Annotated in this window: 16 protein-coding genes and 1 pseudogene; 10 read left to right on the forward strand and 7 right to left on the reverse strand. The window is 55.9% G+C overall.

Features of this window, described 5'->3' with window-relative positions; genetic code table 11:
* Position 1 precedes the first annotated feature (1 nt).
* From cutC to FFS28_RS06895, 3 genes are all read left to right on the forward strand, one after another.
* Positions 2-2,383: a choline trimethylamine-lyase gene (cutC, locus tag FFS28_RS06885; RefSeq protein WP_137849129.1), complete on the forward strand. Its 2,382-nt coding sequence runs from the start codon at positions 2-4 to the stop codon at positions 2,381-2,383.
* Positions 2,346-3,305: a glycyl-radical enzyme activating protein gene (locus tag FFS28_RS06890; RefSeq protein ID WP_137849130.1), complete on the forward strand. Its 960-nt coding sequence runs from the start codon at positions 2,346-2,348 to the stop codon at positions 3,303-3,305. Before cutC ends, FFS28_RS06890 begins: the two co-directional genes overlap by 38 nt.
* Before the next feature lie 196 nt (positions 3,306-3,501).
* Entirely contained in the window at positions 3,502-3,720 is a 219-nt protein-coding gene (locus tag FFS28_RS06895; protein WP_137849131.1) for a YgdI/YgdR family lipoprotein, read from the forward strand.
* 51 nt (positions 3,721-3,771) lie between these two features.
* Here FFS28_RS06895 and FFS28_RS06900 read toward each other — a convergent pair whose 3' ends face one another.
* The 5 genes from FFS28_RS06900 to budA all read right to left on the reverse strand — a co-directional run bounded on the left by FFS28_RS06900 (position 3,772) and on the right by budA (position 8,442).
* Positions 3,772-4,467 carry a GNAT family N-acetyltransferase gene (locus FFS28_RS06900; RefSeq protein WP_137849132.1) on the reverse strand — a complete coding sequence of 232 codons (696 nt, stop codon included), beginning with the start codon at positions 4,465-4,467 and terminating at the stop codon, positions 3,772-3,774.
* A 107-nt stretch (positions 4,468-4,574) separates the two neighbouring features.
* Complete coding sequence (locus FFS28_RS06905; protein WP_137849133.1) at positions 4,575-5,048, reverse strand: cold-shock protein; 474 nt, start codon at positions 5,046-5,048, stop codon at positions 4,575-4,577.
* Positions 5,049-5,179: 131 nt separating this feature from the next.
* Positions 5,180-5,950, reverse strand: coding sequence for a (S)-acetoin forming diacetyl reductase (locus tag FFS28_RS06910; RefSeq protein WP_137849134.1), 771 nt, complete (start codon positions 5,948-5,950; stop codon positions 5,180-5,182).
* Positions 5,951-5,970: 20 nt separating this feature from the next.
* Positions 5,971-7,650: an acetolactate synthase AlsS gene (alsS, locus tag FFS28_RS06915; RefSeq protein WP_042320919.1), complete on the reverse strand. Its 1,680-nt coding sequence runs from the start codon at positions 7,648-7,650 to the stop codon at positions 5,971-5,973.
* A 12-nt stretch (positions 7,651-7,662) separates the two neighbouring features.
* Entirely contained in the window at positions 7,663-8,442 is a 780-nt protein-coding gene (gene budA / locus FFS28_RS06920; protein WP_071599721.1) for an acetolactate decarboxylase, read from the reverse strand.
* A gap of 103 nt (positions 8,443-8,545) precedes the next feature.
* Between budA and FFS28_RS06925 the strand changes: the two genes are divergently transcribed.
* The 3 genes from FFS28_RS06925 to FFS28_RS06935 all read left to right on the forward strand — a co-directional run bounded on the left by FFS28_RS06925 (position 8,546) and on the right by FFS28_RS06935 (position 12,294).
* The gene (locus FFS28_RS06925; protein WP_137849135.1) at positions 8,546-9,427 is read left to right on the forward strand and encodes a LysR substrate-binding domain-containing protein; all 882 of its coding nucleotides are present in this window, start codon (positions 8,546-8,548) and stop codon (positions 9,425-9,427) included.
* A 200-nt stretch (positions 9,428-9,627) separates the two neighbouring features.
* Positions 9,628-10,215 (forward strand): DUF4142 domain-containing protein, encoded by a 588-nt coding sequence (locus tag FFS28_RS06930; RefSeq protein WP_006177033.1) that lies wholly within the window; start codon positions 9,628-9,630, stop codon positions 10,213-10,215.
* Positions 10,216-10,461: 246 nt separating this feature from the next.
* Positions 10,462-12,294, forward strand: a complete 1,833-nt coding sequence (locus FFS28_RS06935; RefSeq protein ID WP_227658149.1) for a glycoside hydrolase family 15 protein — start codon at positions 10,462-10,464, stop codon at positions 12,292-12,294.
* A 109-nt stretch (positions 12,295-12,403) separates the two neighbouring features.
* Here the strand turns inward: FFS28_RS06935 and FFS28_RS06940 are convergent, their stop codons facing one another.
* Together FFS28_RS06940 and FFS28_RS06945 are read right to left on the reverse strand one after the other, a co-directional pair.
* Positions 12,404-12,721 (reverse strand): YebG family protein, encoded by a 318-nt coding sequence (locus FFS28_RS06940; protein ID WP_006177030.1) that lies wholly within the window; start codon positions 12,719-12,721, stop codon positions 12,404-12,406.
* 73 nt (positions 12,722-12,794) lie between these two features.
* Positions 12,795-14,303, reverse strand: coding sequence for a sensor domain-containing diguanylate cyclase (locus FFS28_RS06945; protein WP_137849136.1), 1,509 nt, complete (start codon positions 14,301-14,303; stop codon positions 12,795-12,797).
* Between the two features lie 439 nt (positions 14,304-14,742).
* Between FFS28_RS06945 and FFS28_RS06950 the strand changes: the two are divergent.
* The 4 genes and pseudogenes from FFS28_RS06950 to FFS28_RS06965 all read left to right on the forward strand — a co-directional run.
* A pseudogene (locus tag FFS28_RS06950) lies at positions 14,743-14,880 on the forward strand (YbdK family carboxylate-amine ligase); the annotation flags it as partial.
* 431 nt (positions 14,881-15,311) lie between these two features.
* Positions 15,312-15,803: an Hcp family type VI secretion system effector gene (locus FFS28_RS06955; RefSeq protein ID WP_137849137.1), complete on the forward strand. Its 492-nt coding sequence runs from the start codon at positions 15,312-15,314 to the stop codon at positions 15,801-15,803.
* 10 nt (positions 15,804-15,813) lie between these two features.
* Entirely contained in the window at positions 15,814-16,170 is a 357-nt protein-coding gene (locus FFS28_RS06960; protein WP_014830982.1) for a tlde1 domain-containing protein, read from the forward strand.
* Positions 16,167-16,601: a hypothetical protein gene (locus FFS28_RS06965; RefSeq protein WP_137849138.1), complete on the forward strand. Its 435-nt coding sequence runs from the start codon at positions 16,167-16,169 to the stop codon at positions 16,599-16,601. Before FFS28_RS06960 ends, FFS28_RS06965 begins: the two co-directional genes overlap by 4 nt.
* The last annotated feature ends 21 nt before the right edge of the window (positions 16,602-16,622 follow it).

Here is a 16,622-nt window from a genome sequence, read left to right on the forward strand (position 1 = left end):
TATGAAAATCGATGCGCTTTCACTTCGGGTGCGCCAGCTTCGTGATAACTACCTGCAGGCCAAACCCTTTGTCTCTGCCTGGCGGGCGATCAGCGTCACCCGTGTTTATAAAGAAAACCCGGGCATGGATAACACGCTCCTCCGGGCGCTGGCTTTTCGCCGCGCCTGTGAGAATGCGCCCCTGTATGTGGCCGATAATGAACTGATCGTGAGCCATCCGGCCGGAGGAGCACGCGGCGGCGAGATATCGCCGGAAATCAGCTGGCGCTGGGTCGCCGACGAGCTGGATACCCTCCCGCAGCGGGCGCAGGACCCGTATCAGATTGATGACGAAACAAAGCGCCTGCTTCGCGAAGAGGTGTTCCCCTACTGGGAAGGCCGCTCGCTGGATGAGATGGCGCAAACGCAGCTACAGGTTCTGGGGCTGTGGGAGTGGTGTCACGACGACGGCATTTGCGATGTGACCATCAAGACGCAAAACGGCGGGGGTGACTCCTGCCCCGGGTACGACAATATCCTGCTCACTAAAGGGATAAAAGGGATCCGTGAAGAGGCGGCAGCCCGGCTTGCCGCGGTTGATCCGGCATCGCCGGAAGGCGCAGAGGCGTTCAACTTTTACACGGCGATGCTGCACACCTGCGATGGCGTGCTGACCTATGCCCACCGTTACGCGGCCCGGCTGAGCGAGCTGGCTGAAACCGAAGGCGACCCGCTTCGCCAGGACGAGCTGCGGCATCTGGCGGACATCTGCCGTCGCGTACCGGAACACCCGCCGCGCCATTTTCACGATGCATTGCAGGCTATCTGGTTCGTCCACTCTCTTTTTACCCTGGAAGAAAACCAAACCGGTATCTCCCTGGGCCGCGTCGATCAATACCTCTGGCCGTTGCTGGAGCGGGATCTTAATGACGGCGTAATGACACTCGCGCAGGCAGAAGAGCTGCTCTGTTGCTGGCTGATCAAGATGGCGGAGATCCTGTGGATTTGCAGTGAACCTACGGCGATGTATTTCGCCGGCTATCAGCCGTTTATCAACCTCGTGGTCGGGGGCCAGAAGCGTGAGGGCGGCGATGCCACCAATCCGCTGACCCTGATGATCATGGACTGCTCGGCGCAGTTAAAAATCTATCAGCCCGGCCTGGCCGTGCGGATCCACAACCAGTCGCCTCAGCCCTTTATGCGCAAGGTGGTCGATGTGGTGCGCAGCGGAATGGGTTTCCCGGCCTGCCATTTCGACGATGCGCATATCCGGATGATGTTGCACAAAGGCTTCAGCTATGAGGATGCCCGCGACTACTGCCTGATGGGCTGCGTTGAGCCGCAGAAGGCAGGCAAAATGTATCAGTGGACGTCGGTGGGTTACACCACCTTCACCGCCGCCGTCGAACTGGCGCTGCGTAACGGGCGATCGTCAGCCGGTAAACCCTGTGGTCCGGCAACGGGCGAGGTGTCCGCGTTCAGCTGCTATGACGACGTGGAGCGTGCCGTTCGCACGCAACTCTCCGCCATCGTCAGGAAAGCCGCGCAGGCCACGCTGATTGTGCAAAAGCTGCATGCCGATTACGCCCGAAAACCGCTGATGTCGAGCCTGATCGACGGCTGCATGGCGACAGCCAAAGACGTCACCCAGGGCGGCGCGGCGCTCAACGCCGGGCCGGGGCTGATCTGGACCGGGCTGGCAGATTGCGTTAACTCGCTGATGGCCATCAGGACGCTGGTTTTTGAGACCCAACGCTTTACGCTGCAGCAGGTGGTGGACGCGCTCGAACACAACTTTGTCGGCCACGACGACATTCTGACCGCCTGCCTGCGGGCGCCCAAATACGGTAATGACAATCGCGCGGTGGATGAGATCGCCCGCGAGCTGGTGCGTTTCCTGGAGCAGGAGCACCGTCAGTACCGGATGCTGTATGCACCTTTTGCCTTCGGCACGCTTTCTATCTCGAATAACACGCCGTTTGGCCTTATCACCGGTGCGCTGCCTTCGGGCCGACTGGCGGGCAAGCCGCTGGCCGATGGGATCAGCCCCTCTCAACAGACGGATTATCTGGGGCCGACGGCCATCATCAACTCCGTCAGCCGGATCAACGTCGAGGAGATGGATATTGGCATGGTGCACAATATCAAGCTGATGTACGGCATGCTGGAAACACCGGAGGGCCAGAACAGCCTCATCCACCTGCTGCGCACGGCCAGCATCCTCGGGAACGCCCAGCTGCAGTTCAGCTATGTGGACGACGACACCCTGCGCCAGGCCCAGCAGAACCCCGGCGACTATCGCAATCTGATGATTCGGGTGGCGGGTTACAGCGCCTTCTTCGTGGAGCTGAGTAAGGAGGTGCAGGATGAAATTATCAGCCGAACCACGCAACGGCACTTCTGAACAGGTCACCGGCTGGATCACCCACATTCAGCGGTTTTCATTACATGACGGGCCGGGGATCCGCAGTATCGTCTTTTTCAAGGGGTGCCAGATGCGCTGCGCCTGGTGTGCAAATCCCGAAGGGCTTCACCCCGGTCGGGAGATCTTTTTCCATGCCGAACGCTGCCTGCACTGCGGACAATGCGCGCAGCTGTGCCCGACAGGGCTGCACAGCTGGCAGGACCGGCTGCACAGCCTGAACCGCGACCGCAGTTGCACGGGCTGTGGGCTGTGCGAAGAACGCTGCCCCGCCGCCGCCCTCAACGTGGTTGGCGAACCGCTCAGCGTTGAAACGGTGTTTGACCGGGTGATGGCTGATGAGATCTGGTTTCGGCAGTCTGGCGGGGGCGTAACGCTGAGCGGCGGCGAAGTGGCTACCCAGCCGGATTTTGCCCAGGCGCTGATCGCCCGGCTCAAGGCTGAAGATATTCACACCACGATTGAAACGGCGGGTTATGCCTCCTGGCGTGCGCTCCATCAGGTCACGTCGGGCTGCGATCTTATTCTGTACGATCTTAAAAGCGCGGATGACGCGCTGCACCAGCGCTTTACCGGTGTCAGCAATAAAATCATCGTGCGCAATCTGATCCGGCTCATTGACGAGGGGCGCAAGATAATTATTCGTATCCCGGTCATCCCCGATTTTAATGACGCGCCGGAATCAGCAGAGCAATTATTGACACTTATTTATTCTTTAATCCACGGACGGGACAACGTACTGGGCGTTGAATTATTGCCTTACCATCGCTTTGGAACAGGGAAATACACATTACTCAACAGGGAATACGCGTGGAATTGTTATTCCGCAAATCTGGATAACGTCCTGCGCATTGCTCAACATATCGGCCTGCCCGTACGGGTATCGGGTACGCTGGCCGGATAAAGGGGAAAATGTCTGTGTTACCAACATCAGAAAGTCATCCAAAAAAAGAGGTCACTACACTTGAGCGGCGCGTTGTCGCAGGCTCGCTGTTTTTTATCCTGGTCATCTATGGCGTATTGCTGTTCACGCAATTTCCCTAACCAGAAAGTTAATCACGCATTCGGCCACGACCGGCCTTATTACAACAGGTATTAAGATGAAAAAAGTAGTCGCAATTATGAGTCTGGCATTTATCACCCTCACCATTGCAGGGTGTTCCAGCGATTATGTTTTACAGAAAAAAAACGGGGAGATGATTATCACCCACGGGAAACCCGAGGTGGATGATGACAACGGATTAATTACCTATGAAGACGTCGCCGGTAATGAGCACGCTATTAACCGGGACCAGATTGTGCAGATGATTGAGAAATAAGCCCGACGGGCAGCGCAGGCGATTACTGCGCTGCCCCCGGCTCACCCTAAGCTAGCGAAACGTCTCCAGCTTTTGACGCTGCCGCCCTTGCGCGTCAAAATTCTCGGCCGCCAGCCACGCGCGCAGCGCCGCGTCACGCGACGGCCATTCGCGGTCAATGATCGAAAGCATATCGCTGTCGCGGTTGCGTCCTTTGCGCACCAGCTTCTGGCGCAGTCGTCCTTCCCAGACGAAGCCCAGCCGTTCAGCCGCATGGCGCGAGGCGGTATTCATCGAATCACACTTCCACTCCAGCCGTCGGTAGCGGTGTTCGAAGGCGTTTTTCAGCAGCAGCCACACCGTTTCAGTGCCGATGCGAGTGCCTTTCATCTTGCGCGACCAGGTGACGTGGCCGATCTCCACCGACCCCTGCATACGCTCAATCGCCATATAGCTCACCAGCCCCACCGCGCTCCCGGTGTGTAAATCAATGACGGCAAAAGGCACCAGGTCGTCATCTAGCACTTTACCGAGGATCCAGTGGGCGGTGGCCTCCACGCTGGCAGGCAGGGTGCTGGCAAGCCACGTCCAGTCGCTTTCATCCCCCAGCGCGTAGGCCTCAAACAGATCCGCCGCGTGGCGGTCTACATCCAGCGGCTCCAGGCGACAATACTGGCCCACCAGCGGCGTGCGGGTTAGCGCCCGCGCACATTTCCAGTCGGGAACGATATCGTTAACGGTTTGACCATATTGATTGATTTCGGGCACGGCGTTGACTCCCTGAAAGGTAAGGGAATGGTTATAGCAGGTTAAAAAGAGAACGAAAAGACCCGAAAAATGGCCGGGTAAAGCGCTATCGCCACCCGGCAAAAAGATTACTTCAGCAGTTTCACCGTGGCGTCGATGTCAATTTCATCTTCGGTGAAAATCATTGTCGTGTTCTGGAAGGTGGTGATCGCCAGCTTCTTCACCGAACGCATCTCGCCCGTTTTTTTGTCGGATTTCGGCTTGATGCTGTTCATCAGCAGCCCTACCGATAGCACCGCGTTCTCTTTGTCGATTTTGGTCGCAACCGGCTCTTCTTCGCTGAACACCACGAAGGATTTGATCGAGGTGAGCTTCACGCGCTCGCCCGCGATATAGAGGTGTTTGCTTTCCGGGATCACCTTCACCGCATAGGCGGAAAGGCCTTTGTTGTTGGTGGTCGGCTCGAAGGTCACCGCCGCGTCTTTCTTGATCAGATCGGGGTTGGCAACCTTAATCACGTGAAAATAGCGGTTGTCGCCGTTTTCATCTTTGATAAATCCAAAGCCTTTATCTTTAAACCACGTGGTGATTGTACCGTTCATTGCTGCTTCCGCCTGTCTGTCGATCGTTAACTCAATTTTTGCAGCGCGCAGTGTAATGCACAATGGCCGTACAGACAAAAAAAAGCCCCTGCCTTCAGGCAGGGGAAACTCATGTCAGAGCTTATTTTTTATTAGTTGAATACCATTCCGCCATCAATCAGCAGCGACTGGCCGGTCATGTAGTCGGAATCCGGCCCGGCAAGGTAGGAGACACAGGCCGCCACGTCTTCCGGCTCGGACAACCGGCCAAGGGTGATGCGTTTGGCGAAGGTTTCCGTTCCGTAGCCGAGCGGTTTACCCGCCGCCTCGGAAACCTGACGGTCGATTTCGGCCCACATTGGCGTTTTGACGATGCCCGGGCAGTAGGCGTTAACGGTGATCCCGAGCGGCGCGAGGTCCCGCGCGGCGGTCTGGGTCAGCCCACGCACCGCGAACTTGCTGGAGCTGTAGACCGCCAGCTCAGGGTTCCCGGTGTGGCCCGCCTGCGAGCAGGCGTTGATAATTTTGCCGCCATGCCCCTCTTTACGAAACGCGTCAATCGCGGCCTGGATGCCCCAGATCACCCCTTTCACGTTGATGTTGTAAACCTTGTCGACAATGTCCGGCGTGATGGACTCAATCGGCGTCGAGGGTGCCACGCCCGCATTGTTAACGATAACGTTGAATCCGCCCAGGGCGGTACGCGCTTTTTCCACCGCCGCAAAGACCTGCTCGCGGTTCGACACGTCCACCTTCACGGCGACGGCTTTCCCGCCGCTGCGGACAATCTCTCCGGCGACGGCTTTCGCCGTCTCTTCGTTGTAATCCGCAATGGCAACGGCAAAACCGTCTTTCACCAGACGAAGCGCGATTGCTTTACCGATCCCCTGGCCGGAGCCGGTGACGAGAGCCACTTTTTGCATATCTGTATCCTTATCGTGATTCACAAAATCTGGCTGAGATGGAGCTGGCCCATCAGCAGCGGGTTATCGCTATAGTCGACGGGGATCGCCACCACGGCTGGCCCCTCGACATCCATTGCTGCACGCAGCGTCGGCTCCAGCGCGTCGGCGCTTTCGACGGCAAAGCCCTTCGCACCAAAGGCGTCGGCGTAGGCTTTAAAATCGACCGGGCCGAACTCGACCCCGGAAAGCCGCTGGTATTTTTTTTCTTCCTGGATCGCCACCATGTTGTAGGCATTATCCACCCAGATAATGTGCAGCACGTTGGCGTTGAGGCGCACGGCGGTTTCCAGCTCCATGCTCGACTGCAAGAACCCGCCGTCGCCGGAGACGGAAACAACCTTGCGGCCCGGGTTGACCAGCCAGGCGCCAATCGCCCACGGCAGCGCCACCCCCATGGTCTGCTGGCCGTTGGAGATCATCACCTGACGTGCCCGGAAGCTGTAGAGATAGCGGGCGATCCAGATGTGGAAGCTGCCCATATCGACGGTGAGCGTCACGTCGTTATTCACGATGTCCTGCATCGCACGCACGATGCGCAGCGGATGGAGGGCAAACTGGTTGAGCGACGCGCCGCGGCGGTCGAGGAGATCGCGCTGATGCTGGCGATCGACGAGGATCTCGGTCGCGCGCGGGCTGAGTTCCAGCTTGCGATCGATGCGGCTGGCCAGAAGGTTCAGCGTTTCGGCGATATCCCCCACCAGTTCGAGGTCGGGCACGTAGTTGCGCTCTTCATAAGCAGGCAGCACGTCAATGTGCACCAGGGTCGCGTCGCCGCGGTTCCACATCGACGGCTCGTATTCCACCGGGCTGTAGCCGATGCAGATGATCAGATCCGCCAGATGCAGCAGCCGGTCGCCCGCCTGGTTATTAAACAGACCCACGCGGCCCGCGAAGCGGGTGAAGTGCTCCTGATTTACCGCCCCGGCGGCCTGATAGGTGCTGGTGACCGGGATACGGCTTTTCTCAAGCAGCTTATGCAGCGCGGCGCTGTTGGCGGGCTGGCTGGCCATCAGGCCCAGCAAGATCACCGGATTTTTGGCGCTCTGAATACGCTTCGCCACGTCGTTAATGGCAGACGCCGGTGCCGGCCCCATCAGCGCGGCGGTGCTGGCAGGTAAAATCGCCCCGGTAACAGGCTGATCGACAATATCCTGCGGCAGGCTGACGAACGCCCCGCCCGGCCTGCCCTGCTCGGCGGCGCGGAAGGCGTTTGAGACCACTTCGGCAATGGCTTCGGACGAGTTCACCTCAACGGCATATTTCGTGACCGGGCTGAACATGCCGACAGTGTCCATGCTCTGGTGCACCAGCTTCGCTTTGTCCGCACGCTTCACCGCCCCGCCCAACGCCACCACCGGGTCGCCTTCGCTATTCGCGGTGGCAATACCGGTGATCAGGTTCGAACAGCCCGGCCCGGAGGTGACCAGCGCCACCCCGGCTTTGCCGGTAAGCCGCCCGACCGCCGCGGCCATAAACGCCGCGTTTGCCTCATGACGAACGGGGATGATCTCAATGGAGGAGTCGAGCAGAGAATCAAAAACCTTGTCGATTTTGGCGCCTGGGATGCCGAAAACCTGCTTCACGCCCTGCGCTTCCAACTGGGCGACAATCATATCGGCGCCATGCGCCCACTGACGTGACTGTTTATCACTGTTCACGGTGTTCTCCTGTTAGTTTTCGACGGAACGGATCGCTGCATCAAGGTTGCTGGGGTGAAGGTCGGCCTGTAAAAACGCGCTGTCGGCGGGCAGGTCAATCATCAGCTTGTGGATCTCCCCGAAGGTGAGCACACCGTTTTCAAGCTGGTAGTCCAGCAGATGGCCGCCGCCCTGGCGGTCGTCGGTGATAAAGTGCTCGTGATAGCCCGCCACGTTGATGCCCTGCATATGCTGCGGCGTACGGAACCCGACCAGCACGCCTTTGCGCTGGTTAAAGCGGAACACCGGCTGGTCGTCCAGCACGTCGGTCATTGCGCGGTACGGCGGCGTCTGGCGCGGCACGGTACGGGTGTGCGCGTGGCGAAAATTGCCGTCGATACGCAGGGCGCAAAACAGGTTATCGGAGGGGATTTGCTGGTCGATGACGTCGTGAATGTGCTGACGGCTCACGGGGGTATCAAAGACTTTACGATACTGCGGCTGGAACCAGGTCATCACCGCGAACGGCGTTTTTTGCTCGGGCTTCGCGGCCCGGGCGCTGCCGTCGGCGCGCAGCTGGTAGACCTGGCTGCTGAAGGCAATCATTTCACCGTCCAGTTCGTTAAAGGTCCCTAACCCAAAGTCGCCGTGCCGGAGCAGATCGGCGATGGTGGTCTCCCCTTCATAAACGCCGCTCAACAGGGCGCTCATGAGCGATGTTTGATAGATCACGCTGTCAGGATGCTGCGCGGAGAACCCTCGCAGGGTTTCGCACAGGCTGGCCTCACAGTCGCAGGCAGATGAATGGGTCATCATGCGTCCTCTTCAACTTTTATTAGAAAGGTTAAATAAATGTTGACCCGATTCAGCAGAGAGTTCCAATATAGAAACCATGCTGGTTTGAGACGTTTTTGATATGGAACTTCGATATCTGCGCTATTTTGTCGCGGTTGCACGCGAGCGACACTTCACCAAAGCGGCCAACGCGCTGGGCATTTCGCAGCCTCCGCTGAGTCAGCAGATCAAGCGGCTGGAGGAGGAAGTGGGCACCCCGCTGTTCCGGCGGCTCACGCGCGGCGTTGAGCTGACCGAGGCGGGGGAAGCCTTCTACGAGGACGCCTGTAAAATTCTGGCGATGAGCGACGCCGCGCTGGAAAAAGCACGGGGGATCGCACGCGGGCTGAACGGCAGCCTGTCGATTGGCATCACCAGTTCAGATGCCTTTCACCCCAAAATCTTCACCCTGATCCGCCAGTATCAGGTGCAGAACCCGGCGGTGACGGTTCACCAGGTGGAAGCCAATATGGCATCGCTGATGGCGATGCTGGCGGAGGGGGAACTGGATATCGCCTTCGTGCGTCTGCCGTGCGACAGCAGCAAGGCGTTTGACCTGAAAATCCTCGATCGGGAGCCGATGGTGGTGGCGCTGCATCGCGCCCATCCGCTGGCAGACCGTGATGCGCTGGCGCTGGAGGCGTTGCGGGACACGCCGGTGATTCTGTTTCCGCAGGAGGTCGCGCCGGGGCTGTACGACCGGGTTTACAACTACTGCGCACGCGCGGGCATCAATATGCACACCACGCTGCAGGCCTCGCAGCTCTCTTCTTCCCTGAGTATGGTTGCGGCAGGCGGCGGATTCGCGCTGGTGCCACAGTCAATGGCGGCAATTTCTCCGCCGGATGTGACCTATCACGCGCTGTCCACCCCCGACCTGTTTACCGATATCGCCATCTGCTGGCGGCGGTTTGAACGTTCCCGCACGGTAAAACGATTCCTGGCGATGCTGAGCGCGGCGTAACGGCGGCGCGGCGCTTGCATGAACTGGGTTTGTTTCGCCGCATCGGGTATAGCGAAAGCTCCCCTGCATCAGTCATTTCTTCTGCCCTCCGACCAGGATAAAAGCGCAATCTGCTGCCGCCCCCTGTCAATACACTATACTGACCATTGCACGACTCTTTACCTGACATCAACCCTACCCATGACCATCAGGAGAACGACATGCAAAAGTGTAAAACCGTAAAAGGGCTGCTCGTTGCCTCAACTGTAGCCGCGATGTTCAGCACTTTCGGCGCGTATGCCCAGACAACGAGCGCCGCGCAGAGTGACGCCTCCGCCCAGACCAGTTCAACGGGATCGATGGCTAAGCTCAGTTCCGGCGACGAAAAAGCGCTCAAGGACATGGCGCAGGCCAATATCAATGAGGTCGCCGCGGCCAAAATCGCGCTGGACAAGGCCCAGAGCAGCGAGGTGAAAGCCTTCGCGCAGAAGATGGTTGACGATCACGGCAGCGCGCTGGAAAAAGTAGAGACGGTCGCTAAACAAAAAGGCGTCACCCTGCCAACCGAGCCGGATGCCAGCCACAAGGCGATGGCCGACAAGCTGGAAAAAGAGAGCGGCAACGCCTTTGACAAAATGTATATGGAAAACGCCGGTACCAAAGACCACAAGATGGTGCTGTCAAAACTGCAGAGCGACGCCAAAAATATCAAGGACCCGGACGTGAAGGCTCTGGCCGACGCGCACACCCCGGTTGTTGAGCAGCATCTCGAGTCTGCAGAAAAGATGAAGTTGTCCGCAGATAAGTAAACGGGTCGTTCACCGGGCGCAGGGTGCTGCGTCCTGAGCGCCCACCAGGCAGCATGGCGCGCACAATGCGAAGGACCGCTTCTGGCTACCGCCAGGCCCAGGGTACATGCTGTCTTCTCCCCCTCTCCACCCCGCTCAATGCTCAAATCCTCCTCCTGAAAGCGCGATATTCATCACAGTATGCCAGGCTTTATGGGCACCATCACAACGTGACGACAACGCGGTCTGCTGTGCCGGACATAAGGGATGACTCATTTGAAAAATGCAAAATACACAATGCCGTTACGCGAGGAAGGGTTTATTGGTTTGGGGGATTATGCCGCGATCGGTGAGGGCCGCTCCGTGGCGCTCATTGCGCCGGATGGCTCGATCGACTGGTGGGGCGCACCGAATCTCGACTCGCCGCCCCTTTTCGATCGCCTGCTGGACCCGACCATTGGCGGCTTTTTCAGCCTGACACCCGCGGTTGATTACACCGTCACCCGCGCTTATCGCGAGGACAGCAACGTGCTGGAAACCCGCTTTGAGACGGATGACGGCGCGGTGTTGTTAACGGAATCGATCAACAGCACCCTGGCAGGACGACTGCCCTGGAGTGAACTGGCGCGGCGGCTCGAGGGCGTGCGCGGGACTGTCCCTTTCCGGCTGCATCTGCGGTTCGGCACGATGATCGAAACGCGATCGCCCTGGCGGTCAGACACCTTTAAGGGCAGCGTTTACCATATCGGCGATCTCATGGCGATGCTGCACACCAGCGAAAACGTTGTCATCACCCGTGCCGATGACGAGGAGATCGAAGCGGAGATCACCCTGAAGAAGGGAAGCCGGGAGGTAGTCGCCCTGCTCGTGACCCAGAGCGAACCGCTGGCCGTGCCGGACATTCAGGCCATTGATAACCGCATCGAAACCAGCCACACCGCCTGGCAGGACTGGGTGAACGGGCTTAAATATGACGGTCTGTATAAAGATCATGTTATCCGCTCTGCGCTGGCGCTGAAGTTCCTCTGGTATTCGCCAACCGGCGCGCTGGCCGCTGCGGCCACCACCTCCCTGCCGGAAGGGATCGGCGGCGAAAAAAACTATGACTATCGCTTTGCCTGGGTCAGGGATGCCTGCCTGATCATCAAAGCCTTTACCTATCTGGGCACGCTTGAAGAGTGTAAGGCAGCGTTTTCCTGGCTGTCGAAAACCATTATCAAACACGGCCCGGAGATGCGGGCCTGTTACACCCTCGAAGGCGAACTGGTCCCGGAGGAGCAGTACGCAGAACTGCAGGGCTACCGCAATTCGCAGCCGGTGCGCATTGGCAATAACGCCCGCAACCAGCGCCAGCTGAGCATGTATGCCGATATGCTTGGGGTGGCAAAGCTGTTTGTTGAGGCGGGCCATATTCTGGATACGGGCACGTCACGCTTCCTCGGGCACCTTGCCAATCAGTGCGCCGACCGCTGGCGCATGAAGGACTCCGGGATCTGGGAGTTGCCGGACGAGCAGCATTATACCCATTCTAAAATGTCCTGCTGGCTGGCGCTGGACTGCGCCGTGGTGCTGGCGGAGGCCAGCCACATCGAACCCACCTGGAAGGCGCGCTGGAAACGCGAGCGGGACCGCATCCGCGACTGGGTTGAAGAGCACTGCTGGTCCGAAGCCCATCAGTCCTACTGCTTTTACGTCGGGGACGGCGGGAAGCTGGACGCCTCGCTTGCCCTGGTTTCGCGCTACGGTGTGAAGGTCAACCCGAAACGCATGAAGCTGACCTATCAGGCTATTGCGCGCGAGCTGGGTCATAACAGCGCGATGGTCTACCGCTACAGTGGCGTTGAGCAGGAGGAAAGCACTTTTATCGCCTGCTCATTCTGGCTGGCAGAGGCCTGGGCGTCGATGGGCGATCCGGCGGTGGCCGAAGAGATCATGGAGGAGATTCTGAAGACGCTGTGCCATCGCGGCAATGTCGAAACCTTCAATGAGATGTTTGATACCCGCACCGGCGCGTGGGTGGGCAATATGCCCCAGGGGCTGAGCCATCTCGCCCTTATCTGCGCGGCGCAGGCCATCAGCGAGCATCACGGTTCCGATTAACCGACGTCATGCCGGGCGCAGACAACGCCGTGGTGGCTCCCGGCGCGCAACAAAACGCCGCGAGCGGTTAGCAGCTCGCGGCGACAGGTTCAGCGTTTTGGTCTGGCGCTCAGGCTGCTTTCACGGCTCTGATTTTTTTACTGCCAGCCGCCTCTGACTCGGGGTTATCTGTTGCAGTGGCAGCCTTCAGGTCGGGCAGCTTGCTGGTACGCAGAATATGCTGCACGGCCTCTTTCTGCTCGGCAAGATACAGCCCCAGATTTTCAGCCTGCGTTTCATCCAACTGCATTTCGCTTTGTAACAGCCAGTCGGTGAACGCATCTGCCATGTCGAGCATTTTGTCGTAAGCGTCAGCCTCTTTCTTACTGGCAAATGTCATTTTCTCTTCACCTTTTCTAACGACAACGAATTTTGTTTCAACAGCCATTCTGCACCTCCACACTGTAATTATATACAGTATAACAGTTCTGGATTTTTGTTGCAGCTAAAATGTGCTGACCTCAGGAATCAACGCGGGTACAGACCCGGTTTTTACCCGCGCGTTTGGCCGCGTACAGTAACGCATCGGCTTTCGCTAAGGCTTCACTTGCGGTACCGCCCGCCATGTCGCACAGGCCTGCGCTGAAGGTGGTTTTCAGGCCAGGCTCGCGATACTTACGTTTCTCAACGTCATTTCGCCATGCATCAATAATCGTGAAGGCCTCGTCGCGTGTGACCCCTTTCATGATCGCAGCGATCTCCTCCCCGCCGTAGCGATACAGGGTGATATCATCACTCTCATGAATCATTCCAAGCGTTGCCACGCTTTTTAACACCGCATCGCCTGTCTGGTGGCCGTAGGTATCATTAACGGATTTGAAATTGTCGATATCCACCATAGCAATAAAGCAATCTTCAGACGCGTTAATGCGTTTGAGGTCTTTATCAAACGCCCGGCGATTAAGCAGCCCGGTCAGGCCATCTATTTGCACCTCTTCCGTCATATGCACGATATGCTCAGCGGTATGCTTAATTTCATCCAAAAGCATATCCGAGGCTTTTTTATTTTTCAGGTCGCCATAACGCAGGCCATTGGCAATGGCTAAGTAAATGTTATTAATTTTGGTATTGATAATCCACCAGGCAAACAGCGCGATAATGAGCGCAAACGTTGCCCCGTAGGTCACTCTGAGCGTTTCATTCAACACGATGTTGTCGAGCTTCTCTTTACTGACCCGATAAAAAATGACCCAGTCCGGGTTACTTAAGGTTTTATGGTAGTAATATGAATCATTGTCTTCCAGATAAAAATAGCCATCGCTGGTGCTGACTTTATTAAAGATCTTTTTGATGATTTTAGGCGACTGCAGGCTGATGTCTTTCAGAACCTCCTGGCCGTTGCTGGTAAGAATGAACACCGAACCTTCCACCGGATGCTCCAGACGATTAAAAAAGCCGAGCAAAAACGTGTAGTCGATATCCAGCGCGATAACGCCCTGCGTGGTGGAGTTCTCATCCAGTACAGGCAGGGAGAGCGAGATGATTTTCTTTTTTAGCGCTAAATCTTTGTACGGGTCCGTAAACGCAATCTCATTGGAGTTGTTGGACGGATTGCTAAACCACGGGCGCGTGCGCGGGTCGAAGTTCGCCAGTTCTTCCGGGTTAACTCCGGGCTGGGGAACACGAATATAATTACCGGAAAGGTCGCCAAGGCTGATGCCGCTGATATGCGGAATGGAGTACAGCTGGTCCATTAATCTTTTACGTAATTTGATTTTTTGCTCAGGCGACGCCATTGACAGACCGGTCGTTGATTTCACCACGCCATACAGAGAATATTTGTAGTTATCAAAGATATCGTTTAAATAGCTGTTGATATTATGCAAATGCGTTTCATTGTTATCATGATAAGAGTCGTAGATTTCTCGCCATTGCCCCCGGGTGACAAATAAGCAGATAACAACGAGGGCGGTGATGATGCCCATAAAGATAAGATTTAATGGCTTGGTAAAGTTAAGCTTGTTCTTCATTATATTATTTCATAGCAAAATCGTTAAATTTACTAAATTCGAAGGGAATGGCGATACGCAGTGACGTATTGCGCAGCACATTACAAAAGGTAAATTTAAGAGTCAATATCCAACCCACGCCGCCGGTTGACGCTTTTAAATCATTCACCAAACTAATTGATTTAGATGACTATTTTAATTTGATGTATTAGGTAATTTATTTGTTCATAAATCGTTAGCTATTTAGATTTAAAAGGTGAAATTGATAAATTTTGCGCTTAGCCGTTCGTGATTAAAGGCCTTTATTTTTCTGCAATCGTTTTCCTGGGTTAAAAAACAGACGAAATATATCAACTCTGTTTACGGTTTTGCCGCTTCTGCGCGGGAGCGTGCCAGCACGTTGCTAAGGCAAACGGCTTCGTTGTCTATACTCACTGAAAACCAGACAACGGCGTGCGCCATGCCTTTACCCGACTTTCATTCCTCTGATCCTTATACCCTTGGCATTGAGCTTGAACGCCAGGTGGTCAACCCGCCGGGCTACGACCTGAGCCAGGACTCCTCTGCCCTTATCGCCGCCGTTGAGCACGACATCACACTGGCAGCAAACCACCCGTCCATAAAAGCAGCAGGAGGAGAATTTTCTGCTGTACTGCTTCAACCGTTTTCAGGCGTGTCGCCAAGGGATGGCGGGTATTTCGACAAGCCGTTATGTGCTTTTAATCATCTAATAAATCGTCAAATTACTATAAATCTAATAACCGCCCCACTATTTATTACATATTCAATTAACATTGACTTAATCAAGAATTAAGTAAAACCACCGTACCATTCATTAACAATAAACCCGTTCCAAACCTTGAGACCCCATCATTTCTTAATTTACGTCAACGAAAACGCAGATCTTTTTATATCCACACCGTACATAAATTGACGTATTATTTTGTAAGCGCTAGCGTTGTGCTCGTTACGTGAAAAAACTGAATTAAAGGTCTTTTTTAGGATTTTCTTAAACGGAGTTTCAAAAAAATGGCTATTCCCGCTTATTTATGGCTTAAAGACGACGGTGGTGCCGACATCAAAGGCTCTGTCGATATATACGGTCGTGAAGGAAGTATCGAGGTTATCGGATTCAATCACGGCGTGATGCAGCCCACCGACAAGCATAACGGCAAGGCGACCGGTATTCGCGTCCATTCCCCCTTTTCTTTCGATAAAGAGATTGATGCCTCCAGCCCCTACTTGTACAAGGCTGTCAGCACGGGCCAGAAGCTTAAGTCTGCAGAGATTAAATTTTACCATATCAACGATGCCGGCCAGGAAGTGGAATATTTTTCCATGCTTATGGAGGGCGTGACGATCGTCAGCGTCTGCCCAATGATGCTTGACATTAAAGCCCCTGACTATGAGAAACATAATCATCTGGAACTTGTGGAACTGTTGTACGAAAAAATTACCTGGCGCTATGTCGACGGTAACATCATGCATTCAGATAGCTGGAATGAGCGTAAGACAGCATAAGGAGAACGATATGGGATGGAAGTATGAGCAGTCTACCGGCAAGATGTATAAAGACGGCAAATTAATTGAGACCGGGTACTCCGGCGCTCTGACGAATAAAAACAACCCAGACCGTCAGCATGTGAAGGGCCTGGGGCCATTACCTCGCGGGACGTATAAAATTGCAGGTCATTCGAATTCAAAAGGACCAATTACCATCATTCTTGAGCAAACCTCGGGAGAAAGTTTTGGTCGCTCAGAATTCCGTATTCATGGTGATCACAAATATGGTCCCGCCGGTTTTGCGTCCGAGGGATGCATTATCCTTTCACCGTCAACGAGACGTAAGATACTTCGCGACGGCGGTGAGCTTGAGGTTGTGCGATGAAATACCCGATCGCTCTGCTACTTTGTGCTCTTACTGTCCCAGCCATTGCAGCCAGCACTGACTGGTCTTCAGCACTAAAGGGAATCGCATCAGGAGATGCACGCTGGATTGAGCAAGCCCCAGCGCTGGCAGCCACGGCTGACGGTAACCAGGCGCAGCAGCTGGAGGATGCGCTTGCCGCAGCGCTCACAACAAACACCAACGCCACGCTGAAAGCGCTACGCACCCTTGACGCCGGAAAGTGGCCGCACATGGTAGGCAGCGATATCGTCTGCACTCCGCCTTTAGAGAAATCCCCCGCTGAAGTCGACGCGTTCTATCAGCGCACCCGGCAGGCGCTGCTGGAAACGTTTGAGGGTGCTCAGTGCCTCTGGATTCTGGAGGCAACAATGGAAGAGCTAAACGCAGAGAAATCCCGTCAGGCTGAATAAGAGAGCACGCCACGCCCGTTG

Source organism: Enterobacter sp. 2VL, from assembly GCF_005503595.1.
Lineage (GTDB): Bacteria > Pseudomonadota > Gammaproteobacteria > Enterobacterales > Enterobacteriaceae > Enterobacter > Enterobacter cancerogenus.